Source organism: Spirillospora albida (assembly GCF_000718255.1).
GTDB lineage: Bacteria > Actinomycetota > Actinomycetes > Streptosporangiales > Streptosporangiaceae > Spirillospora > Spirillospora albida.
This window is the reverse complement of the sequence record NZ_JOFJ01000001.1, coordinates 94,045-116,236: the sequence shown is the minus strand read 5'-3', so window position 1 is coordinate 116,236 and position 22,192 is coordinate 94,045. Positions and strand designations below refer to the sequence as shown.

Sequence of the window (22,192 nt, the reverse complement as noted above, 5' to 3'; positions counted from 1 at the left end):
GGCTAGTGTCGTCGCCATGAGCGAACCGGCCGTGATCGAGACGGCTCACCCCGAGGACGCGGGGGCGATCCTCACCGTCCAGCGGGCCGCGTACGTGACGGAGGCGCAGCTGTACGGCGATCCGTTCATCCCGCCGCTGGTCGAGTCGCTGGAGGGCCTGCGAAAGGTCCTGGCGGGCGACGCGGTGGTGCTGAAGGCGGTGCTGGACGGCCGGATCGTCGGTGCGGTCCGCGCCCGGTTCAGCGATCACACGTGCCTGGTGGGGCGGCTGGTCGTCGCCCCCGACCTGCAGGGGCGGGGCGTGGGGGTGCGGCTGATGCGGGCGCTGGAGGAGCGGGTGCGGGGCCGCGCGGACGCGTGCGTCCTGTTCACCGGCCACCTCAGCGACGCGAACCTGCGGCTGTACCGGCGGCTCGGGTACAGCGAGACGCATCGGGAGAGGGTCGCGGCGCACCTGACGCACGTCCACATGCGCAAGCCCTTGGCGCCGGACGCGGCGCCGTAGGCCGCCTGGCATCGCCCCGCGCGGCCTGGCTAGGGTGGGCCGCGTGCTGAAAGTGGGACTCACCGGCGGTATCGGGTCGGGCAAGAGCGAGGTGTCGGCGCGGCTCGCCGAGCGGGGCGCGGTGGTCATCGACGCGGACCGGATCGCGCGGGAGGTGGTGGAGCCGGGCACGCCGGGCCTCGCCGCCGTCGTGGCGGAGTTCGGGGAGGACGTCCTGCTGCCGTCCGGGGGCCTCGACCGGGAGAAGGTCGGGTCGATCGTCTTCGCCGACAAGGACCGCCTGGCCGCGCTGAACGCGATCGTCCACCCGCTGGTGGGGGAGCGGATGCAGGCGCTGATGGACGCGGCGCCCGCCGACGCGGTCGTCGTCTACGACGTGCCGCTGCTGGTGGAGAACGGCCTCGCGGGCATGTACGACGCGGTCGTGGTGGTGGACGCGCCGGAGGAGACGCAGATCGCGCGCCTGACGTCCCGGCGCGGCATGGCGGAGGCGGACGCGCGCTCCCGGATGGCGCACCAGGCGACCCGCGACCAGCGCCGCGCGGCGGCGACCCACGTGATCGACAACTCGGGCACCTTGGACGACCTGAGGGCGCAGGTCGACGCCCTCTGGGAGAAGCTCACCGCCGCCTAGAACGGCTCGTCGAGGGGCATGCGGGTCACCTCCGGGAGGTAGGGGTCCAGTTCGCCGGGCTCGAACCGGCACATGCCGACGGCGTACCAGAACTCGGCGGTGGCGTTGCCCTCCCACTTGTAGCGGCCGTCGGGGGCGAGCGCCGCCCAGCCCTCGGCGAGGCCGAGGAGGGTGATGCGGCGGGCCGGGGCGGCCGGGTCGGTGACGTCCCAGAGGATGACGGCGCCGTCGTCGCCCGCGGTGGCGAGGGTCGTGCCGTCGGGGCTGAACTCGGTCGACCATACGCGGCGGGTGTGGCCGGGCAGGGTGTGCAGCAGGCGGCCGGTGGCCGGATCCCAGAGACGGATGGCGAGGTCGTCGCCCGCGCTGGCCAGGACGGTCCCGGACGGGTGGAACGCGGTCGTCCAGAGCCGTCCGGTGTGCCCGGTGAGGGTGTGCAGGGGGCGGCCGGTGTCAGGGTCCCAGAGCCGGACGGTCCCGTCGTTGCTCGCGCTGGCCAGCATCGTCCCGGACGGGTCGAACACCACGCGGTAGACGCGGTCGGTGTGGCCGGACAATGTGGCCTGGAGCTCCTCGGTGGCGGGGTCCCAGAGCCGGACGAGGCCGTCGTCGCAGCCGGTCGCGACGCTGCGGCCGGCGGGGTGGAAGTCGATCGAGCGGACACGGCCGCGGTGGTCGGCGAGGTTGCCGACCTGCCGTCCGGTCGTCCAGTACCAGAGGCGGACGGTGTCGTCGTCGTTGGCCGTGGCGATGATGTCGCCGTCCGGCGCGAACGCCTGCGCCCACACGTGGTCGGTCTCGACGTTCATCTCGCGTTCGAACGCGCCCGTCCCGGCCTGCCAGAGGTGGACGCCGCCGTCGTTGGTGGCGGTGGCGAGCTGCACGCCGCGGGTGTTGAACGCGGCGGAGGTGAGGTTGTCGGCGACGCCGCGCAGCTCCCGCAGCATCCGGCCGGTGCGGGGGTCCCAGAGGCGCACGAGGCCGTCGTTCCCGCTGGACGCGAGCAGCCCGCCGTCGGGGCTGAACGCGACGCCGGTGACGCGGCGGCCGTGGCCGCGCAGCACGACGCGGCACTGGCCGCTCTCGGCGTCCCAGAGGCGGGCGGTGCCGTCGTTGCTGGTGGTGGCGAGCTGCGCGCCGTCGGGGCGGAACGCGAACGGCCAGACGGCGCCGCGGTGCCCGGCGAGCTCGAGCCGCTGCCGGCCGGTGCGGGGGTCCCAAAGCCGGACGGATCCGGCGCTGTCGGCGGTGGCGAGGGTGCCGCCGTCGGGGCTGAACGTCGCCTGGTAGAGGCGGCCGCCGTGGCCGGACAGGGTGGCGCGGTGCCGCCCGTCCTCCCACAGGCGGACGGAGTGCTCGGTGTCGCCGGTGACGAGGAGGCGGCCCTCGGGGTGGTAGGCGATGGCGAACACGCTGCCGGTGTGGCCGAGGAGCTCCTGCCGGATCTCACCGGTCCGGATGTCCCAGATGCGGACGACGCCCGCCTCGTCCCCGGCGGCGAGGAGGTGCCCGCCGGGGTGGAACACGGCGCGGAACACGGCGCCGCGGTGGCCGGTGAGCTCGCGGTGCAGCGCGCCGGTCGCGAGGTCCCAGACGCGGAGGGTTCCGCTGACGTCGCCGGTCACCATGAGGGATCCGGCGGGGTCGAACGCGGCGGTGTAGACGGGCGAGGTGTGCCCGGGGAGCTCGTGCAGGAGGCCGCCGGTCGCGGCGTCCCAGACCCGGATGGTCCCGTCCGCGGCGCCCGCGGCGACCAGGCCCGCACCGCCCGTGACGAGCGGCCACACCCCCTCGGGGTGGACGTCGAGGGTGCGGGTGCAGCCGCCGGTGGCGAGGTCCCAGATCCGGACGGTGCCGTCCGCGGACGCCGTCACGAGCAGCTCGCCGCCCGCGTCGAACACGACGGCGTACGTCCGGTCGGTGTGGCCCTGGAGGGTGCGCAGCGGCGTGCCGGTGACGGCGTCGCAGATCAGGACGCCGCCGTCGTCGCCGCCGATCGCGAGGACGGACCCGCCGGGGCTGTAGGCGAGCGGCTGCGGGAGCCGGCTCGTCTGGAAGTGGAACCCGTACGGGACGCCGACGGAGGCGGGCGCGACCTGGATGTCGATGGGGCGGCCCGGTGCGATCGCCGCCTCCCGCAGCTCCGGCGCCGCCGCGATCCTGGCGGGGAGGTCGGCGTCGACGAGCGCGGCGCGGGTCCAGCGGCTGCCGTCGACGGTGGCGTCCCGCAGGTCGGCGCGGGCGAGCCGGGCCCGGGACAGGTCGGCGCCGCGCAGGTCGGCGCCGGTGAGGCGCGCCTCGTCCAGCCGCGCCCCCGCGAGGGACGCGTCGCGCAGGACGGCCCGGGACAGGTTCGCCCCGACGAGCTGCGCGTCGGTGAGGTCGGCGCCGGTGAGGTCGACCTCCTGGAGGTCGCGGTAGGAGAGGTCCTCGCCCTGGAGGCGGGCACCGCGCAGGTCGGTGCGGGCGGGCGTGCGGAGCCGGGTCGTGACGCGGATGGCGTTGGCGCGGGCGGTGTCGTCGGCGCCGGGCCCGGCGAGGACCCCGGCGGCCCAGTCCTGGAGGGCTCGGGTGTCGGCGAGGTCGCACAGGAAGTCGACGGTGAGCTGCGACAGGGGGCGGCGGGCCAGGACGCCGGGCGCGGCGTCCCGGTCGAGTTCCCGGGCGACGTGCCGGGCGACGAGCCACTCCATGACGGAGGCGTGGATGAACCCGAACAGGCCCTCGTCGGTGCGGACGAGCAGGCTGCCCGCGCCGACCGCGTGCGTGACCTGGTGCGGCGACAGCCGCCCCTCGGTGAGGCCGGTGAGCGCGTCGGCGACGTCGGTGAGCTCGGCGAGCCGCAGGTACTGCTCGTTGCTCTCCCACAGCCGCAGCGCGAGCGTCCCGACGGCCGTCCACATGTCGTCCATGCCGAGCCCGGACGGCCCGCCGCGGCCCCGCACCCGCTCCGCCTCGTACGCCAGCCACGACGAGAGGATCTCCCTGTACAGGTCGGCGGGGCTGACGGTGGAGCGCGCCTGCGCGACGGACCGGAGCCGCTCTTCGGGCAGGTCGGCGATGAAGCTCAGCATCCGGGGGTTGGACGTGAGGCCGAGCAGCTCCTCGATGTCGGCCAGCAGCCGCAGCCGCGCCTCGGCGGCGGACTCGTCCCCGTACCGGTTCACCAGGTAGGAGCGGACCTGCGGGGGCGCGAAGTCCTCCAGGCCGAGGACGCGCCGGTGCGGCAGCACCCCGACCTTCTCGCCGAGCGCGGTCAGCACCTGCGCCTGCGACTTGAAGTGCTGGGTGCGGCTCGCCACCACGATCTTCGCCTTGTCCTGCGCGGCCTGCAGGAGCGTGTCGAGGTGGTCGGCGGCCTGGTCGTAGGTGACGCGGGTGACGAGCTCGTCGAACCCGTCGAACAGCAGGACGATGCGGCCCTGCCGCAGCATGTAGTGGAACGCCTTCAGGTCGATGAGCTCCTCGCCGTGGTTGGCGAGGTGCGCGGCGACGAGGCCGTCCACCGAGTGGGCCTTGTCGAGGGCGCGCAGCTCGATCAGGATCGGCACGACGTGCGGCAGCTCGCGGGGGATGCGGCGGGCCAGCTCGCGCAGCGCGAACGTCTTGCCGCGGCCGAAGTCGCCGAGCAGCAGCAGGAACCGGCCGTGGTCGGCGGCGAGGAGCCGCAGCATCTCCCCGACGACGTCGTCGTGGACGGCGCCGGTCCCGTGCTGGTCGGTGCCCGTGCGGAAGCGGTCGAGTTCCCGGAACCGCTGCGGGACGTACAGCGACGGCGGGTACAGGCCGCCCTCCGACAGCCGCGCGGTCTGCGCCCCCACGTACTCCGTCAGGTCGACCAGGCCCTGGAACTCGGTGAGGCTCCGGACCCGGATGCCGCGCCGGAGCGCGTCGTCGCGGAGCGCGCGCGGAGGCGTCGGGCCGAGGTAGACGAGCTCGGACCCGTGGTCGGCTCCGTCGGCGTGGACGTGCCGGGCGAACGCGTCCACGTCGTCCTGCGTGACGCGCCCGACATGGGCGCCGATGCGGTACTGCCGGACGAACCCGTCCTCCAGGTGGGTGAGGAGGAGATGCGGCGGGTCGGTGCGGCCGTCGGTGCGGGGCTGGGGGACGACGCGGCGGATCGTGGCGCGCTCGAACCGGGTCTCGCACGCCTCGGTGAGGCGGTCCAGGAGGCGGGAGGCGGGGTCGTCGGGGGCGGGGTCGGAGGGCGTCTCGATCTCGGGGCGGGGCGCGGGGACGGGCGGGACGGCCCGCGCGCCCGGGAACGTCCCGTCCGCTTTCGGCCAGACCCGGCCGAGGCGCTCGGCGCCGCGCCGCTCCATGTCCTCGGGGATCCACCGCTCCAGGCCGTCGCGGCGCAGCACGACGGTCTGATGGCGCCCGGGGCCGAGCGCGGGGACGGCGGGCGTCCCGGTGCCGAGCAGCGGGACCGTCCCGAGGTCGGTCGCCGTGCCCTGGAAGAACGCGTGGACGCGGGCGCCCAGCAGGGACTCGACGATCTCGGTGTCGCGGACCGCTCCGGGCTCGCCCCGCACCGGGGTGTGCTCGATCGCGGCGAGCCGCAGCCACCCCTCGTCCTCGAAGTGCCGGAGCCGCTCGTTGAACCAGGCGGCCTGCGCCCGCCCGACACCGCCGTACCGGTCCTCCTCGCGGTGCGTGTACGGCAGCGTCGAGTTCAGGCCGGCGACGACGACCTTCAGATCCGGGACGGGGAACAGCGTCCACGGCTGGGCGCTGTCGAACACGAGGCTGTCCAGGCCCTGGTAGAACTCCTTGAACAGGCCGGAGAAATGCCGCCACTTCGGCCAGTAGGGCGGCTGCGGCTCGACGTCGTCGGCCTCGCAGGACGAGAAGTACGCCTGGCACGCCGCCTTCGTCACATCGTGCGAGCCGGGCACGATCACGACGCGCTGCGCCTCCAGGCCGAGCAGCGCCCGCAGGCTCGTCAGGAACCCGAGCGCCTCCCCGAACTCCTTGCGGCTCCCCGAGTGCGTCAGGTTCCCCGTCACGACGAGCAGGTCCGGACGGGGGACGCCGGCGTCGGCGAGCCGCGCCACGTCGCTGTAGATGCGGTCCTGGAGCTCGGCCGCCGTGGTCGGCTCCCCCGGCTCGGCGAGCGTCCTGCCGAACCGCGGCCCGGACACGTGCAGCACGCTGACGTGCTCGCGGGGCCTCTCCTCCGCGGCGGCGCGGGCGGGGAACGCCGGCGCCGCGACCGGCGCCCGCCGGACGGGACGCTCCGGCTCCGCCCCGGAGCGCCCGGCGCCCTCGACGCTGCCGGCCAGCGGCGGCCGCCCGGACGCGGGCCCGCCGCCCGGGAACGCGGGACCGTCGAGAGGGCGGGCGTGCCCCGCGAGCGCCTCGTCGATGCGCCGCATCAGCACGTCGCGCGCCGCGTCCGGGTCGTCCACGCCGACGAGGTCCACGTAGGTGATGGTGGACAGCAGCCCGTCGATGGCGCAGTCCTCGATCCGGACGGTCACGAGCTTGCGGGCCGGGTCGTCCGGATCGGCCCGCAGCGCCGCCATCCACTCCAGCCGCCCGTACCGCGACCGCAGGTAGTTCCTCGACAGCACCGCCACGACCGCCTTGGCCTCCGACAGGCCCCGGTCCATGAAGTCGATGAAGTTGGTGCCCGGCACGAAGTCCCACGCCTGCATCATCGTCCGGTGCCCGGCCGCCTCCAGCTGCCAGGCGATCCAGGACGCCCACCGCTCGTCGGCGGGGGAGTAGCTGACGAAGAAGTCGGTCGGGCGCTCCTGACGGGACCCGTGGGCGGTGCCGGGGGGAGTCATGGGGCCAGTATCGCGCCCGCCGGCGACGAGAACAGCGTCGTGTGACGGATATGGGATCATGTCGCCGTGCCGTCGCCGACCGCGCCGCTGCGCCGTGCCGCCCGCTCCGCCCGCGGCCTGGGCGTGCTCGACCGCGTCCGGATCGGGGTGCTGCTGCTCGGGCTGCTGTTCGTCGCGACCGGCCTGCTGCCGCGCGCCGAGGCGCGCGCGAGCGTCGAGCGGATCGCCCCCCTGCTGCTGTTCCTGTTCAGCGTCATCGTCCTCGCCGAGCTCACCAAGGAGGCCGGCGTCTTCGACGCGATCGCGCAGCGGATGGCGCGCGCCGGCCGCGGCGGCTACGGCGCCCTGTTCCTGCTCTGCGTCGCGTTCGCGTCCGTCACCACCGTCTTCCTGAACCTCGACACCACCGCCGTGCTGCTCACCCCCGTGATGCTGGCGCTCGGCGTCCGCGCGGGCATCGCGGCGCTGCCGCTGGCGATGACGACGGTGTGGCTCGCGAACACCGCGAGCCTGCTGCTGCCGGTGTCGAACCTGACGAACCTGCTCGCCGCCGGCCGCGTCGCGCTCGAGACCCCCGCGTTCGCCGCGCGGATGTGGGCGCCGCAGCTCGCCGCCCTCGGCGTCACGATGGCGCTGCTGTGGGTGTTCTACTGGCGGCGGGGGATGCGCGGCGCGGACGCCTACACGCCGCCGCCTCCGGAGCCGATCCGCGACCGGGTGCTGTTCGGCGCGACCGCCGCCGCGTGCCTGCTGTTCATCGGGGCGATCCTGGCCGGCGTCCACACCGGGATCCAGCTCGGGATCGCCGCGACCGCCGCCGCGGCCGTCGCGGTCGCGGCGTTCGCCGTCCGGGACCGGTCGGCGCTGCGGCCGGCGCTGATCCCGTGGCAGCTCCTCGTGTTCGTGACGGGGCTGTTCCTGGTCGTCCCGGCGCTGGAGCGGGTCGGGCTGGACGAGGCGATGCGGGCGCTCGTCGGGACGGACGACGGGGTCGCCGGCGCGTTCCGGGCGGCGTTCGCCGGTGCCGGGCTGTCGAACGTCCTGAACAACCTGCCCGCCTACGTGGCGGGGGAGTCCGCCGTGCCCGCCGCGAACCGCGACCAGCTCCTCGCCCTCATCGTCGGGACGAACGTGGGGCCCGTCATCACCCCGTGGGGGTCGCTCGCGACGCTGCTGTGGTTCGAGTGGTGCCGCAGGTGGGACGTCCGGGTGCCGCTGCGCAAGTTCGTGCTGACGGGCACCGTCCTCGCCGTCGCTGGCTGCGCCGCGAGCGTCGGCGCCCTCCTCGCGACCGGCTAGACGGGCGAGGCGGGCGACACGATCCCCCGCGTCGTGTCGAGCAGCCGGCCGAGCAGACCGGGCCGGGCCGCGACGAACCCGAGCTCCGCCGCCGGACGGTCGATGCCCAGCTCGTAGGGCCGGCCGTCCAGGCGGCGCAGCTCCGCGCCCGCCTCGGCCGCCAGCAGCGCCCCCGCGGGCAGGTCCACGATCTCCGGCAGGTACCCGACGATCCCGTCGATGTCGCCACGGGCCAGCATCACCCACGCGACGAGCGGCGCCCACAGCTGCAGCATCCGCGCGCTCCGCATCTCCAGGGTCGAGCGCAGGGCGAACGCGACCGGATCCGACGAGGTGACCTGGTGCCCCTGCGTCCAGGCCAGGACCGGCCTCTCGTCCCGCTCGGGGCTCGCGCACCCCCGCATCCTCAGCGGCGCGCCCGCCGGGCCGAGGGCGCCCTCCCCCCGCAGCGCCGACCACGTCCGTCCCGTCACCGGGTCGTGCACGACGCCGAGGACCGGTGCGCCGCCCACGCACAGGGCGAGGCCCACCGCGTACACCGGCATGCCGATCGCGACGTTGTTCGTCCCGTCGAGGGGATCGACGAGCCACACCAGGTCCGCGCGGGACCCGTTCGGCTCGGCGCCCTCCAGCACCCCGGACTCCTCCGCGATGATCCGGTGCCCCGGGAACGCCGACCGCAGCCGCGCCACGATCAGCTCCTCCGCCGCGACGTCCAGATCCGTGACCACGTCCCCGGCGCCCTTCGGGCGGACCCGGAGCGGCTCCCGCATCCCGGCCCGCAGCAGCACCCCCGCCGCCTCCGCCGCCTCCACCGCGACGCGGCGTGCCCTCCCCAGATCGACCGGGGACCCCGGCGGCGTGCTGGCGGTCATCGGGTCTCTCCCGTCGGCAGCGGATGCGCGGCGGCGATCAGGGCCGCCGCGCGCCTGAGCGCGCGCGCCGTCTCCTCGGGCGCGGACCGGGCGCGGCGCACCCGGTGCGTCGGAACGTCCAGCGGACCCAGCGACAGATCGCCCCCGCCGGGGGTGTGCCGCCCCAGCGCGACCGTCGCCGCGTCGTCGCCGTCCTCGATGAGCGTGCGGTGGAACACCCCCGCCGGGAGCGTGTACGACTCGCCCGTGCGGTGCGCCGCCGACCGCCCCGGGGAGTGCCGGACGGCGCGTCCCGTCGCGCGTAGCTCGTCCACCCCGCCCCGGCTCACGACCTCGAAGACCTGGCCGGTCGGATCGGGCGCGCCCGGCCGCACGTCCATGCGCACGTTCCGGACCGTCCCGTACAGGACGAAGCTGAGCAGGTCCCAGCTGTGGCAGTGCACCGGCGACGTCGTGGACGGCGCGGGCCGCACCTCCGGGGTCCAGATGTGCAGGCACACGCCGAGGTCGCCGCTGCGCTCCACGGGCAGGCACAGAAAGCCGAGGGGATGCCGCACCGCCGCGGCCGGGGACCGGCCCTCCGCCGCGTCCGCGACGACCCCGCCGGCCCACCGCGGCAGCGTCCGCGCCGCCGTTCCGGCGGCGATCTCCGCGCGGATCTCCTCGTACCTCATCGTCCCGTCACCCGCGCCGGCTCACTCGTACGGGTCCTTCGCGCGCAGCGCCTTGCGGACGATCTCGATGATGTCGCGCTCCGTGTAGCCCTGCGCCAGCTCGATCCCCAGCACCTCGAACAGCTTGCGGACCTCGTCGACGGTCGGCTCGTCGTCCAGCGGCGCCAGCCGCGCCAGCTCCACCGGCACCCGCCGCGCCTGGTCCAGGCTGGTCTGCAGCTCCGCGCTCACCCAGCCGTAGTAGAACTTCGTGCTGTCCACGACCAGGGCCTCGCCGCGCGGGTCGTCCCGCGTCACCACCAGCCGGGACGCCGCCAGGTCGTAGCGCAGCGTCGTCATCGTCCGCGCCAGCCCGATGTCGATGTCGAGCATCCCGAACCGCTGCTTGTGCCAGCACGCCGCCAGGATCGTCGCGTACGCCTCCTTGCGGGTGCGCTCCAGCGTCCACGGCTCTCCCGTCGCGTCCGGGCCGTCCGACACCGACCGGCGGTGCCGCGCGTACGCCTCGCACACCGCCACGTCCGTCGGGTCGAGGATCTCCAGCCGGAACAGCAGCGTGCGGCGCTCCCGCCGGGCGGCCGCCACGCACTCCGGCAGCGTCTTCGCGCGGATGTAGGTGCCGGTGCCGCCCTTGAAGAACCACCGGTCGGTGTCGCGGCGCGCGTCCGCCAGCACCTGCGCGACCTGCCCGCCGCCGATCACGCGGACCACCGACGTCTCGTCCAGCGCCCGCTTGGTGTCGGACAGCACGCCCTCGAACCGCTCGATGTGCGCGAGCCGGCCGCTCAGGTCGTCCAGCGTCGACGACGAGGCCCGCAACGTGTCGCGGACCTCCGCCTCCACCGGGACGCGCCGGCCGCGGTCGCGCAGCACCGAGGTGGCCAGCAGGCCGATCACGGCGAGGATCGCGCTGTTGGTGATCTCGCTCTCGTTGGGCAGGTTCACCCCGACCCCGAGCAGCGCGACGGTGATCGCGAGGACCAGCGCGATGACGGCGTCGGCGTTCTTACCGAACCAGTTGGTGAATCGGGTCATCGTGGGTGTTATCCCCGTCCTTGTCGGCGCCGTCATCGTAACCAGACCGGCGCGGGCGGGGCCACCGGCCCGCGACGCCCGCCGGGTGAGGGCTCCGGGACATGCGTGACCGTCCCTGTCACGGCCCCGCTATAGGCTCGTGCGCATGCACCCCCGGGACCGGTGGTCGGCGATGTGGCCGACGAAGCGTTCGCGCGCGCTCGACGTGTCCCTGGCGCTGGGCCTCGCCGCTCTGGACGGCGCCGTCCTGTGGTTCAAGACCGAGGACTTCTGGTTCCACGCACCCGTCGTCTCGGCGTGCAGCGCCGTCATCGGCCTCGGCCTGGTGGTCCGGCGCCGCCACCCGGTCGGCCTCACCCTCTTCGCCCTCGTGTTCGGCTCCGCCACGGGCGGCGGCGCGTTCGCCTACCTGGTCATCCTGTACTCGCTGGCCGCCTACACCGCGTCCCGCCGGACGGTGCTCGGCCTCGCCGCCGCCATGTACGTGTCCTCGCTGGCCTTCCCCAGCCCCACCGCGGAGGAGGGTTTCGCCGCGCAGGCGGTCTTCGGGGTCGCGTTCGTGATCGCCCCAGTCCTGCTCGGCCTCTACATGGGGGCGCGCAAGCAGCTGCTGGGATCGCTCCAGGAACGGGCGGCACGCCTCGAACGCGAGCAGCACCTCCTCGCCGAGCGCGCCCGTGCGGAGGAGCGCACCCGCATCGCCCGCGAGATGCACGACGTCGTCGCCAACCGGGTCAGCGTCATGGTCGTCCACGCGGGGGCCCTCAAGGCCATCGCCGCCCGCGACCCCGCCCGCGCCGCCGAGACCGCCGGCGTCATCGGCGACATGGGGCGCCAGGCCCTGGACGAGCTCCGCCACGTCATCGGCGTCCTGCGGCAGGGCGAGGAGGCCCTCCCGCAGGAGGCCGTCACCCTCGCCCACATCCGCGAGCTCGTCGACCAGTCCAGCGCCGCCGGCCTCCGGGTCGACCTCACCGTCCGCGGAGACGAACGTCCCATGGCCAAGGCCGTCGGCCGGGCCGTGTACCGGCTCGTCCAGGAGGCGCTCACCAACGTCCACAAGCACGCGGGCGCCGCCGACACCTGCGTCGTCCTCGGCCTCCTCCGCGACGCGGTCGAGGTGGAGATCACCAACGGGGTCCCGCACGCCGCCCCCGACCACGGCCTGCCGAGCGGCGGGAACGGCCTCGTCGGCCTCCGCGAGCGCGTCACCGCGCTCGGCGGGACGTTCGCCGCCGGACCGGCCCCGGTCGGCGGCTACACGGTCCGCGCCAGGATCCCGCTGCCCGCGTCCTGACCTGCGAAGACGGGAAATGTCGGAGGGGCCGAATACAGTGGTCCGGTAGGTGGGAGACGACCAGGGGGAGGCGGAATGCGGCCGATCACGGACCTGCGGCGCCGCGTGGCGCCGTTCGAGGTCATCACCGACATGACGCCGTCGGGCGACCAGCCTCAGGCGATCGCCGAGCTCACCGAGCGGATCGGCCGCGGCGTCAAGGACGCCGTCCTCCTCGGCGCCACCGGCACCGGCAAGACCGCGACCGTCGCGTGGCTGGTCGAGAAGCTGCAGCGGCCCGTCCTCGTCATGCAGCCCAACAAGACCCTCGCGGCCCAGTTCGCCAACGAGCTGCGCGAGATGATGCCGAACAACGCCGTCGAGTACTTCGTGTCGTACTACGACTACTACCAGCCCGAGGCGTACATCCCGCAGACCGACACCTACATCGAGAAGGACTCGTCGATCAACGACGAGGTCGACCGGCTCCGGCACTCCGCGACCAACTCGCTGCTCACCCGCCGCGACACCATCGTCGTCGCGTCCGTCTCCTGCATCTACGGCCTCGGCACCCCGCAGGAGTACGTCGACCGCATGGTGCGGCTCCGCGTCGGCCAGGAGATCGACCGCGACGACCTCCTCCGGCAGCTCGTCGGGATGCAGTACTCCCGCAACGACCTCGCGTTCACCCGCGGCACGTTCCGGGTCCGCGGCGACACCATCGAGATCATCCCCCAGTACGAGGAACTCGCCGTCCGCATCGAGATGTTCGGCGACGAGATCGAGAAGCTCTCCACGCTCCACCCCCTCACGGGCGAGGTCATCACCGAGGACGAGGAGCTCTACGTCTTCCCCGCGTCCCACTACGTCGCCGGCCCCGAGCGCATGGAGCGCGCGATCGGCGCCATCGAGGCCGAACTGGAGGAGACCCTCGCCGTCATGGAGCGGCAGGGCAAGCTGCTCGAGGCGCAGCGCCTCCGCATGCGCACCACCTACGACATCGAGATGATGCGCCAGGTCGGCACCTGCTCCGGCATCGAGAACTACTCCCGCCACATCGACGGGCGCGGCCCCGGCACCGCTCCCAACACCCTCCTCGACTACTTCCCCGAGGACTTCCTCCTCGTCATCGACGAGTCCCACCAGACCGTCCCGCAGATCGGCGCGATGTTCGAGGGCGACGCGTCCCGCAAGCGGATGCTGGTCGAGCACGGTTTCCGCCTGCCCTCCGCCATGGACAACCGGCCCCTCAAGTGGGAGGAGTTCCTGGAGCGGATCGGCCAGACCGTCTACCTGTCGGCCACCCCCGGCGGCTACGAGATGAACCGGGTCAAGGGCGACGTCGTCGAGCAGGTCATCCGCCCCACCGGCCTGATCGACCCCGAGATCGTCGTCAAGCCCACCAAGGGCCAGATCGACGACCTCGTCCACGAGATCCGGCTCCGTACCGAGAAGGACGAGCGGGTCCTGGTCACCACGCTCACCAAGAAGATGTCCGAGGACCTCACCGACTACCTCCTCGAACTCGGCATCCAGGTCCGCTACCTGCACAGCGAGGTCGACACCCTCCGCCGCATCGAGCTGCTCCGCGAGCTGCGCGAGGGCGAGTTCGACGTCCTCGTCGGCATCAACCTGCTCCGCGAGGGCCTCGACCTGCCCGAGGTCTCCCTCGTCGCGATCCTCGACGCCGACAAGGAGGGCTTCCTGCGCTCCGAGACGTCCCTCATCCAGACGATCGGACGCGCGGCCCGCAACGTCTCCGGCCAGGTCCACATGTACGCCGACACGATCACCCCGTCGATGGAACGCGCGATCGACGAGACCAGCCGCCGGCGCGCCAAGCAGCAGGCCTACAACGAGGAGCACGGCATCGAGCCGACCGCCCTCCGCAAACGCATCGCCGACATCCTCGACTCCCTCGCCCGCGAGGACGCCGACACCGAGACCCTCATCGGCGGCGGCGGCCGCCAGCAGAGCCGCGGCAAGGCCCCCGTCCCCGGCCTGGCGTCCCGCACCCGCGAGGTCGGCCGGCACGCCGCCGACCTCGTCGGCGAACGCCCCCGCGAGGAGCTCGAGGGCATCATCGAGCAGATGACCGCCCAGATGCACCAGGCCGCCACCGACCTCCAGTTCGAACTGGCCGCCCGCCTCCGCGACGAGATCAAGGAGCTCAAGCGCGAGCTCCGCGACATGAAAGAGGCCGGCATCACCTGACCGCGCGGCCGGAGCCGCGCCGTAAAACGGGTCGAACCGGCCGCGGACTGCGGCCTAGCGTGTCCCCATGGACACGTCACTGCGGCCCGCCCGCATCGACGAGCTGGCGGAGCTGGTGGCCGTCGAGAACTCGGCGGACGCCGCGTTCGCGGCGCTGGGCATCGTGTTCCCGCCCGGCCCCACCGTGGTCGAGACGGTCGCCGGGCAGGCAGAGATCCTCGTCGCCGGGGACCCGCCGGCCGGGTTCGCCGCCTTCAGGACGGTGGACGGCGCGACCCACCTGGAGCAGATCTCCGTCCGGGCCGACCTGATGGGCCGCGGCATCGGCGTCCCGCTCCTGCGGGCCGTGCAGGACCGTGCACGCGCGGCCGATTCGCCGGGCGTCACCCTCATCACGTTCCGGGACGTGCCGTGGAACGCCCCCTGGTACGCGCGCCACGGCTTCGCGGAACTGCCGCAGGACCGCTGGGGCCCCGGCCTGCGCGCCTACTGGGAGGCCGAACTCGAGGACGGCCTCCACACCCTGGGCCCCCGCCTGATCATGTGGTCCCCCTCCGCCTGAACCCGCCCCGCCGGCCGGGAGCGAGACAAGAAAGCCCTCTACGCTCTGAGTCGCCGTTTGATCACGTGGCCTCCCGCCCTGCGCCCCGGCGCCTGCTGGGGGCGGTGGTCGGGGGGCTATTGCTTGACGGGGCCCAGGCTTCGGCCTTCGGCCAGGGTGCGGTAGTAGGGGCTGGTGTCCATGAGTTCCTCGTGGGTGCCGGACGCGGCGATCCTGCCCTCGTCGAGGACGATGACGTGCGCGGCCGCGCGGACGGTGGAGAAGCGATGCGCGATCACCAGCAGCGCGCAGTGGCCGGTGATCTCGGCGAGGGTCCGGTGCAGGGCGAGTTCGCTCTCCAGGTCCAGATGGGCGGTCGGCTCGTCGAGGAGGAGCAGATCGGGGCGGGTGATGAGGGCGCGGGCGATCGCCATGCGCTGGCGTTCGCCGCCGGACAGTTCACGGCCGTGCTCGCCGACGCGGGTGTCGAGGCCGTGGGGGAGGCGGGCGACGAGGGCGGTGAGGTCGGTCATGGCGAGGACGCGGTGGATCTCGCCGTCCGGTGCGTCCGGGGCCGCGTAGAGGAGATTGTCGCGGAGGGTGCCGTCCAGGATCGGGCAGTCCTGCTCGACGAGGCCGATCCCGGCGCGGTGCCGGGACCGGCTCGACGCGGTGACCGGGACGCCGCCGAAGAGGATCTCCCCGCGGTCGGGATCGTAGAACCGCTCGGCGAGCGCGAAGATCGTTGACTTGCCGGCGCCGGAGCGGCCGATCAGGGCGACGTGCCCGTGCCGGGGCACCGTGAAGGTCGCTCCGCGCAGGACGGGACGCGCCGCCCGGTACCCGAACCACACGTCGCGGAACTCCAGGACGGGGGAGTCGGCTCGCGGAGGGGGCGCGGTGGCCGGTGCCTCATCGTCCTCACGTGGCAGCGCCAGTGCCTCCTCGATGCGGTGCACCGCGCCGGTGCCCTGCTGGACGACGCTGAGCGACTCGAACAGCGCCCCCAGCGGACCCGTGAGGTACAGCATGTAGAGGAGGAAGGCCACGAGGTCGGCGACGGAGGCGGTCCCGCCGGCGACCCGAGCACCGCCGATCAGCAGCACCAGCAGGAACGAGCCCGTCACCGCGAGTTCGGTCGCGGGGGCGACGAGCGCGTCGAATCCGGCCATCCGGACATTGGCGGTGTACGCCGCGCCCGCCCGGCCGCCGATCCGCTCGCTCTCGCGCGCTTCGGCGCGGCCGGCCTTGACGGTGCGGATCGCGCTGAGGGCCCGTTCGAGGTCGGCCGCCATCTCGCCCGCGGCCCGGCGGCCGCGCAGCGACGCGGCGCGCATGCCGCGCAGCGCGATCCCGAGCACGGCGCCGGCGGCCAGGACGACGGCCGCGACGCACGCGAGGAGCACCGGGTCCAGCCATGCCATCAGCGCGACCGTCGCGGCGAGGCCGACCGTCCCGGTCACGGCGTCGGTGAAGCCGCCCGCGACGACCTGGCGGAGCGCGAACGTGTCGGCGTCCGTGCGGGAGATGAGGTCGCCGACGCGGTGCCGGTCGTGGGCGGGCATCCGCAGGCGCAGCAGGTGGTCGATGAGGGACAGCCGGACGCCCAGCACGATGCCCTCACCGGTACGGGCGAGCTGGTACCGGACGAGGGCCTGCGCCAGGGCCTGCGCGGCGAACAGCGCGACCAGCATGCCGACGCCCCGCCACGCCGTCCGGCCCGCTCCCGCGGCCTCGATCACGTCACGCGCCACCAGCGGTAGCGCGAGCCCGAGGGCGGCCGCGACGAGCGTCAGCGCGACGGTCATGGTGATCGGCCCGCGATGCCCGGCGGTCAGCCGCAGGACGCCGCGCAGCCCGCCGGCCTCAGCCCGCACGGCCGGGCGGAATGGTGATCAGCGGCGTGAGGTATCCGTCCGGGGCGTCCTCCGCGACGGCCCGGCCCTCCGCCTCCACCCACGCGTGCGCGCCGAACGGTGGCATCACCCGGGCGCCGACGCACCAGGTCGGCCAGGCGCCCCCCATCCGGCACAGCAGCGCCGTGGCGAGGGACCGGGGCAGGCAGCCGCGCGGCCCCAGGCAGGTGAGGCTGACGGCCACCACCGCCTCCCGGGCGGCGAGCGCGTGCCCGTGCGTGGCGGGCCGGGCCCCCTTCCGCAGGACGGCGAGGACAACCCGGATGCGTCCCGGCGGCAGCAGCGCGAGGACCCGCGCCGCTCCCACCGCGACCCGGGCGGCCGCGCGCCGCGCGAGCGGCCCGCGCCGGGCCGGACGGCACAGAGCGCTGGGCACGGTCATGAAAGAACCTCCCGGGCCGGGCGGATCCGGCCGATGAGCGCGGTGGTCATGGCTGGGCCAGCTTGGCCGTGCGCAACTGATCCAGGAGTGCGGTGACGTCCCGCAGCGCCTGCCCGGGGGACACGTCGAACTCCGCGGAGAGGGCGGTGGCGGTCGTGGCGGGGTCGTCGCCGCCGGAGAGGCGGCGGACGATCAGGGCGGCGGTCGGGTTCAGCTGCCAGTACTCGCCGCTGCGTTCGTCGAGCAGGACCGTCCCGTAGGCGGTGTCCGCGGTGGACACGCCGGGACGCAGGCGCAGGGTCATCCGTTCTCCTGTTCCGTGGCGGGCACGGGAGCGCCGCGGGCGGGACGCTCCAGGGTGCGCAGCCACACCTCGCAGCCGATGGTGGAGTACAAGACCGCCTCCCGCAGCGCGGGCGTGGCGGGACGCGCGGAGAGGGCCCGCAGCCGTGCGGGGTCGACGAGGCCGAGGCGGGCCAGCCGGGAGTCGTCCCACAGCGCCATCAGGTCGGCGCGGTGGGCGCGCAGGCCGTCGGCGGCGTCCATCGACGCCTCCGCCTTGTTCGACCGCGCCAGGCACTCGGCCGGGACGACGCCGCGCATCGCCGCGACCAGCAGCGGTTTGTACCGCCACGGGGTGACGCGCTCCTCGGGGCGGACGGCGAGGGCCGCCTCGATCACCCGGTCGTCCAGGAACGGCGAGGCCGTCGGGAGCCCGGCGCGGGCGCTCATCTGCTCCCACTGCCGGATGATGCGGGTGCACGCGCGAATGGCCTGCAGGTCGGCGTGCCGGCCCCGGTCGGGCGCCAGCGGCTCGGCGGTCGCGGCGGCGTCCCGCAGGACCTCCGCCGCGGCGCGCTCCGCGTCGGGTGTGACCCAGTCGAACAGGCGCGGCGCCGCGTCCCAGCCGAGCGCTCCGGTGACCGGCGGCTGGGACGGGCGCCGCAGGTCCGGGACGGCGTCGGCGAGCCACCGGCGGTAGGACCGGCCGTCGGCGAGCGCCTGCGCCATGGGGGCGGGCGGCCAGTCGAACAGGGCGCGGAACGCGCGCAGGCGGGGCAGCGCCAGGCGCGGCCGGCGGCGGAGCAGGCCGTGGTAGTGCGCCTCCGAGCACCAGGCGATGTGGTCGCCGCCGATCCCGGTGAGGTGCAGGCGGCTGCCGCGCGCCACCAGCCGGGGGACGTGGCTGAGGACGCGCGCGCGGTCCATCATCCCGATGGACGGCTCGTCCAGGGAGTCGTCGATGTCGTGGAGCCCCGCGTAGACCAGTGGTGAGTCCTCGGCGGGCCATACCGCGTGCTCGACCTCCGGCAGGTGGCCGGCGGCCCGGCGCGCCCATGCGAGGTCCTCGTCGGCGGGGTCGCGGCCCGGCCAGGTGCTCGCGACGACCCGGGCCTCGCCGTGTGCGGCGAGGAAGCAGATCGAGGTGGAGTCGAGCCCGCCGGACAGGTCGCAGCTCACCGTGCCTCCGCCCGAGGTGCGGATCCCGACAGCCTCGGTGAGCGCCGCCCTGAGGTCGGCGGCGCCGGCGGCGAGCGGGCGGTCCGCCTCGGGTGGCGTCCACCAGCGGCGGGTGCGGGCCCGGCCGTCCGGTTCCACGGTGAGATGGGCGCCCGGCTCGACGGCGTTCACCCCGCGCCACAGCGGTGTGTGCGGGAGCGGATGCGGGACGGGCCAGAGCAGCCGAGCCGCGATCTGCCGCGTGTCGAGGGGGGCGCCGGTCAGGGCGGCGAGCACGTCGGCCCGGTCGGCGATCACGGTGATGCCGCCGACCCGGGCGTGGAACACCAGCCGGAGCCCGGCGGCGTCGCCCTGGACGCGCGTCCGGCCGTCGATCGCCGCGACGAGGTGCCGGCTGCCCGGCAGGCCGCGGGCGAGCCGGTCGAGTGCGGCGACGCCGGTCAGCCGGTCCGCCTCGCGGGCGAGCCGCTCCGCGTCGGCCGGGGTGCCGAGGACGGCCAGCCGGGTGTCTCCGGCCGCGGCGACGGTGATCCCGTCGTCCGGCCAGTTCCCGACCAGCCAGGGGCGCCCGGACGGATGGCGCAGCAGCCGCGTGTGGGGGAGGCCCGAGGCCACGGCGAGAGCGGCGTCGTGGTCCGGCAGCACCACGAAGTACGTCTCGCCGTGGCCCGGCATGCCGTCGGTCTCAGGCATGAGGGATGAGGGCCGTCGTCAGTTCTTGCTGAGGATCAGGCGGTCGTTGCCGTGCTTCTGCAGAAGCCCGGTGACCTTCCGGAAGGAGCCGACCGGCACGAGGACGGGTGTTTCGTACTGCTTCATCTTCTCTCCTGACTGTTCTCGCCGTTACTTCCAGGGAGCTCCCGATCCGCCTTCTCGGAAAGGTGGATCGCCGAGAACATGCCATGGCGCCGCTGAAGATCGCCACCATGAAGCCCGTTTGACCTCGGTGGATCCACATGGCCTCAACCGGTCGGCAAAACGGAGGAGATTCGGATAAAAGGAGTCGACGCCCGGGATACGGGGACGTCCGTTACCGCCGAAAGGCTGTCCGTCCGGCCATTCTTCAATGACCGTTCGGTTCATCAGATGGTCGACCGTCGGCCAGGCATGCGACGGTGGGCATCTATTTCGGGTAAATTGGCATATTCGGAGCGGCGTCGATGTTGCGTTCCGGGTGGGAGACCGCGTTCAGGCGGCGCGGCGCCGCTTCCGCCGGCGCCGCCTGATCAGGCGGAACGCGGCATAGGCCAGCAGCAGCAGGAGGATCAGCGCGACGATCGGCGCCACGATCGCGGTGATGCTCATCACGAGCGACACCGTGTCCTCCGCCGTGCTGACGACCGGCGCGCCGGTGCCGGCCGTCCCGGCGTTCACGAACGGCCGCGCCGACGCCTTGGCCGCATGGACGCCGAGCGCGACGAGGATGCCGGCCGCCCACCCGATCCAGGAGTGCTCCCGCAGGAGGTCGGACGAGTCGAACCGTCCGGCGGCGTCCGTCGCGGCGAAGACGGCCCCGCCCGCGGCGGGCCGCACGAACGTCTGGACGGCGTCGTTCACCGAGTCGACGACGGGCACCTTGTCCAGGACGACCTCGACCGCGAGCAGGGCCCCGAGCAGCAGGAGCACCCACCCGTTCGTGAGCCATCCGAACTCGGCGGGCAGCCGGACGAGGTCGCCGTACCGGTCGAGGAGCCCGACGACGAGCATCGGGATGAAGGCGTTCAGCCCCGCCGCGGCGGAGAGGCCGAGCCCGGTCAGTGCCGCGAACATGTCCGCCTCCTCCGCAAGTATCGTGGTCGTCCCTGGGGCGGGCGTCTTCCGCCCCACGGTACGAGATCGGCGGGTGGGAACCCCGGACATGACACGGGCGTCCGCCCTTGTGCGCAGGACAGGAGGACGATGATCAGCCCGGGGGAGTGGCCGCGGCGCGTGCGCGCGCGTCTCGGCGAGCGGAGGTTCACCGTCGCCGTCCTCGTCTCGCTGCTGCTCGTGGCGTTCGTGCCGCTGGTGGCGTTGCCCGCCGTCCGGTGCGAGCTATTCGGGAGCGGCTGTCGCGAACCGGACCCCGTGCCGCGCGCCGACCCGGTCGCGGCTCCGCGGCCGCCCACGCCGATCGAGGCCGCGACGTGGGGCGGGTACGTCGCGCTCGGCGACTCCTACTCGTCCGGTGTCGGGGCCGAGGCGACGCTCTCCGACCACAACCCGCTGGAGAAGTGCCACCGGACGTCCAAGGCCTACTACCACGAGGTGGCGAAGACCTTCACCTTCGCGAAGGGCGGCGCGTTCTGGGCGTGCTCCGGCGCCACCACGAACGACATCCTGGACGGACGCGGCGGTGAACCGGCCCAGCTCGGCCGCCTCAGCGCCGGCACCAGCCTCGTGACCATCAGCATCGGCGGCAACGACATCGGCTTCTCGAAGATCCTCGCCGCGTGCGTCGTCAAGCTTCCGTGGAGCGGCGGCTGCACGGACCAGGGCGGGGACGTCGCCGCCCGGATGGCCGAGCTCCGCCACGACCTGCCCGCCCTGATCGCCAAGATCAACGCGCGGGCGCCGCGGGCCCGCGTGCTCGTCCTCGGGTACCCGAAGGCGTTCTCGGAGGTCGCGGGGGTCGGCGGCGACAACCTCACGGTGTCCGAGCAGCGGTGGCTGAACGCCCGCGCGTACGACCTCGGCGAGCTGATCCGCCAAACGGCCGTCGAGGCCGACCGCAGGATCGCCGCGCGCGGCGGGCACGGCAGCGTCGAGTTCGTCGACGCCTACAGCTCCTTCGCGGGGCACGAGGCGGGCAGCGGTGACCCCTTCATGAACGGCCTGGCCGTCGACCTGCCGGCGATGCGTGCGGAGCCCCGCAGCTACCATCCGACGATCAAGGGTCAGCAGGCCCTGGCCGCCCTGGTGATCGCCCAGGTCCGGAAGGGGCCGGGACGCCCACTGCGCTGACCTCCGCCGCGTCCCGCACGGGCGGCCTTTCGAACCCGGGTTCCGGACGACCTACCCCTGGCGCGGCAGGGCGCGCTCGACGGCCTCGCCGATGAGGCGCTGGACGTCGTCCTCGGAGAAGATGTCCGGCAGCGTCAGGGTCTCGAGGATGAGCCAGTTCAGGGCGAGGTAGAGCAGACGGACGGTGTCGGCGTCGCCGGGCAGCCCCGAGTCCAGGTGGTAGCCGATGTTGAAGTCGAGGTCGGCGCGGATCCGCTCGGTCAGGACGGCGCGCAGCCCCGGCCGCCGCGTCGCCTCCAGCCGCAGTTCGAGGAGCGCCAGGTAGCCGCTGCGGAAGGACGAGACCCGCCCGACCGTCTCCCGCATCAGCTCTTTGATCATCGCGACGTCGCGCGTCCCGTGCCGGGGCCGCTCGAGCGTCGCCGCGTCCGGCCGGAGCCGCTCGTAGAACCGCTCCGCGACCTGGACGAGCAGGTCGTCGCGGTTCTTGAAGTAGTTGGACGCCGTGCCGACGGGCACGCCGGCCTCGGCGTCCACCGCGCGGAACGTCAGCCCGCGCGCGCCCTCCCCGGCCAGGACCTCGATGGCCGCGTCGACGAGCGCCGCCCGCCGCTCCTCGTTTCTCCGCATGTTGACACC

Annotated in this window: 18 protein-coding genes; 7 read left to right on the top strand and 11 right to left on the bottom strand. The window is 74.1% G+C overall.

Annotation, left to right across the window (positions count from 1 at the left end; all coding sequences use genetic code 11):
* Positions 1-16 precede the first annotated feature (16 nt).
* Both IE99_RS0100530 and coaE read left to right on the top strand, forming a co-directional pair.
* Positions 17-505, top strand: a complete 489-nt coding sequence (locus tag IE99_RS0100530; RefSeq protein WP_030144853.1) for a GNAT family N-acetyltransferase — start codon at positions 17-19, stop codon at positions 503-505.
* 43 nt (positions 506-548) lie between these two features.
* A complete protein-coding gene (coaE, locus tag IE99_RS0100525) occupies positions 549-1,139 on the top strand; it encodes a dephospho-CoA kinase (RefSeq protein WP_030144852.1) in 591 nt (196 codons plus the stop codon).
* Here the strand turns inward: coaE and IE99_RS0100520 are convergent.
* Entirely contained in the window at positions 1,136-6,937 is a 5,802-nt protein-coding gene (locus IE99_RS0100520) for a WD40 domain-containing protein (RefSeq protein WP_030144851.1), read from the bottom strand. The two genes, coaE and IE99_RS0100520, sit on opposite strands and share 4 nt — an antisense overlap.
* A gap of 66 nt (positions 6,938-7,003) precedes the next feature.
* On the opposite strand from IE99_RS0100520, the gene IE99_RS0100515 reads away from it, so the two are divergent.
* Positions 7,004-8,236, top strand: coding sequence for an ArsB/NhaD family transporter (locus IE99_RS0100515; RefSeq protein ID WP_245623004.1), 1,233 nt, complete (start codon positions 7,004-7,006; stop codon positions 8,234-8,236).
* On the opposite strand, the gene IE99_RS0100510 is transcribed toward IE99_RS0100515, so the two are convergent.
* From IE99_RS0100510 to IE99_RS0100500, 3 genes are read right to left on the bottom strand one after another with little or no spacing between them, the layout of a single operon-like run.
* Entirely contained in the window at positions 8,233-9,111 is an 879-nt protein-coding gene (locus IE99_RS0100510; protein ID WP_051711728.1) for an inositol monophosphatase family protein, read from the bottom strand. The two genes, IE99_RS0100515 and IE99_RS0100510, sit on opposite strands and share 4 nt — an antisense overlap.
* Positions 9,108-9,785, bottom strand: coding sequence for a hypothetical protein (locus tag IE99_RS0100505; RefSeq protein WP_051711726.1), 678 nt, complete (start codon positions 9,783-9,785; stop codon positions 9,108-9,110). The genes IE99_RS0100510 and IE99_RS0100505 overlap by 4 nt, the downstream gene beginning before the upstream one ends.
* Before the next feature lie 21 nt (positions 9,786-9,806).
* Positions 9,807-10,820, bottom strand: a complete 1,014-nt coding sequence (locus IE99_RS0100500; RefSeq protein WP_030144847.1) for a hypothetical protein — start codon at positions 10,818-10,820, stop codon at positions 9,807-9,809.
* Positions 10,821-10,965: 145 nt separating this feature from the next.
* Here IE99_RS0100500 and IE99_RS0100495 point away from each other — a divergent pair, with 145 nt between their 5' ends.
* The 3 genes from IE99_RS0100495 to IE99_RS0100485 all read left to right on the top strand — a co-directional run bounded on the left by IE99_RS0100495 (position 10,966) and on the right by IE99_RS0100485 (position 14,872).
* Positions 10,966-12,117 carry a sensor histidine kinase gene (locus IE99_RS0100495; protein ID WP_084219221.1) on the top strand — a complete coding sequence of 384 codons (1,152 nt, stop codon included), beginning with the start codon at positions 10,966-10,968 and terminating at the stop codon, positions 12,115-12,117.
* 75 nt (positions 12,118-12,192) lie between these two features.
* Positions 12,193-14,310 carry an excinuclease ABC subunit UvrB gene (gene uvrB / locus IE99_RS0100490; RefSeq protein ID WP_030144845.1) on the top strand — a complete coding sequence of 706 codons (2,118 nt, stop codon included), beginning with the start codon at positions 12,193-12,195 and terminating at the stop codon, positions 14,308-14,310.
* A 67-nt stretch (positions 14,311-14,377) separates the two neighbouring features.
* The gene (locus IE99_RS0100485; RefSeq protein WP_030144844.1) at positions 14,378-14,872 is read left to right on the top strand and encodes a GNAT family N-acetyltransferase; all 495 of its coding nucleotides are present in this window, start codon (positions 14,378-14,380) and stop codon (positions 14,870-14,872) included.
* Positions 14,873-14,988: 116 nt separating this feature from the next.
* Here the strand turns inward: IE99_RS0100485 and IE99_RS0100480 are convergent, their stop codons facing one another.
* The 6 genes from IE99_RS0100480 to IE99_RS0100455 form a co-directional block, all read right to left on the bottom strand.
* Positions 14,989-16,728 carry an ABC transporter ATP-binding protein gene (locus IE99_RS0100480; protein ID WP_030144843.1) on the bottom strand — a complete coding sequence of 580 codons (1,740 nt, stop codon included), beginning with the start codon at positions 16,726-16,728 and terminating at the stop codon, positions 14,989-14,991.
* Positions 16,718-17,149 (bottom strand): lasso peptide biosynthesis B2 protein, encoded by a 432-nt coding sequence (locus tag IE99_RS0100475; RefSeq protein WP_030144842.1) that lies wholly within the window; start codon positions 17,147-17,149, stop codon positions 16,718-16,720. The genes IE99_RS0100480 and IE99_RS0100475 overlap by 11 nt, the downstream gene beginning before the upstream one ends.
* Positions 17,150-17,195: 46 nt before the next feature.
* A complete protein-coding gene (locus IE99_RS0100470) occupies positions 17,196-17,453 on the bottom strand; it encodes a lasso peptide biosynthesis PqqD family chaperone (protein WP_030144841.1) in 258 nt (85 codons plus the stop codon).
* Positions 17,450-19,303 carry a lasso peptide isopeptide bond-forming cyclase gene (locus IE99_RS0100465; protein ID WP_037558418.1) on the bottom strand — a complete coding sequence of 618 codons (1,854 nt, stop codon included), beginning with the start codon at positions 19,301-19,303 and terminating at the stop codon, positions 17,450-17,452. The genes IE99_RS0100470 and IE99_RS0100465 overlap by 4 nt, the downstream gene beginning before the upstream one ends.
* An 18-nt stretch (positions 19,304-19,321) precedes the next feature.
* The gene (locus IE99_RS31605) at positions 19,322-19,429 is read right to left on the bottom strand and encodes a keywimysin-related RiPP (RefSeq protein WP_157609940.1); all 108 of its coding nucleotides are present in this window, start codon (positions 19,427-19,429) and stop codon (positions 19,322-19,324) included.
* A 369-nt stretch (positions 19,430-19,798) separates the two neighbouring features.
* Positions 19,799-20,380 carry a DUF4126 domain-containing protein gene (locus IE99_RS0100455; protein ID WP_030144839.1) on the bottom strand — a complete coding sequence of 194 codons (582 nt, stop codon included), beginning with the start codon at positions 20,378-20,380 and terminating at the stop codon, positions 19,799-19,801.
* Between the two features lie 159 nt (positions 20,381-20,539).
* Between IE99_RS0100455 and IE99_RS0100450 the strand changes: the two genes are divergently transcribed.
* Positions 20,540-21,553 carry an SGNH/GDSL hydrolase family protein gene (locus tag IE99_RS0100450; RefSeq protein WP_245623003.1) on the top strand — a complete coding sequence of 338 codons (1,014 nt, stop codon included), beginning with the start codon at positions 20,540-20,542 and terminating at the stop codon, positions 21,551-21,553.
* A 51-nt stretch (positions 21,554-21,604) separates the two neighbouring features.
* Here the strand turns inward: IE99_RS0100450 and IE99_RS0100445 are convergent, their stop codons facing one another.
* A complete protein-coding gene (locus IE99_RS0100445; RefSeq protein WP_030144837.1) occupies positions 21,605-22,183 on the bottom strand; it encodes a TetR/AcrR family transcriptional regulator in 579 nt (192 codons plus the stop codon).
* Between the last annotated feature and the right edge of the window lie 9 nt (positions 22,184-22,192).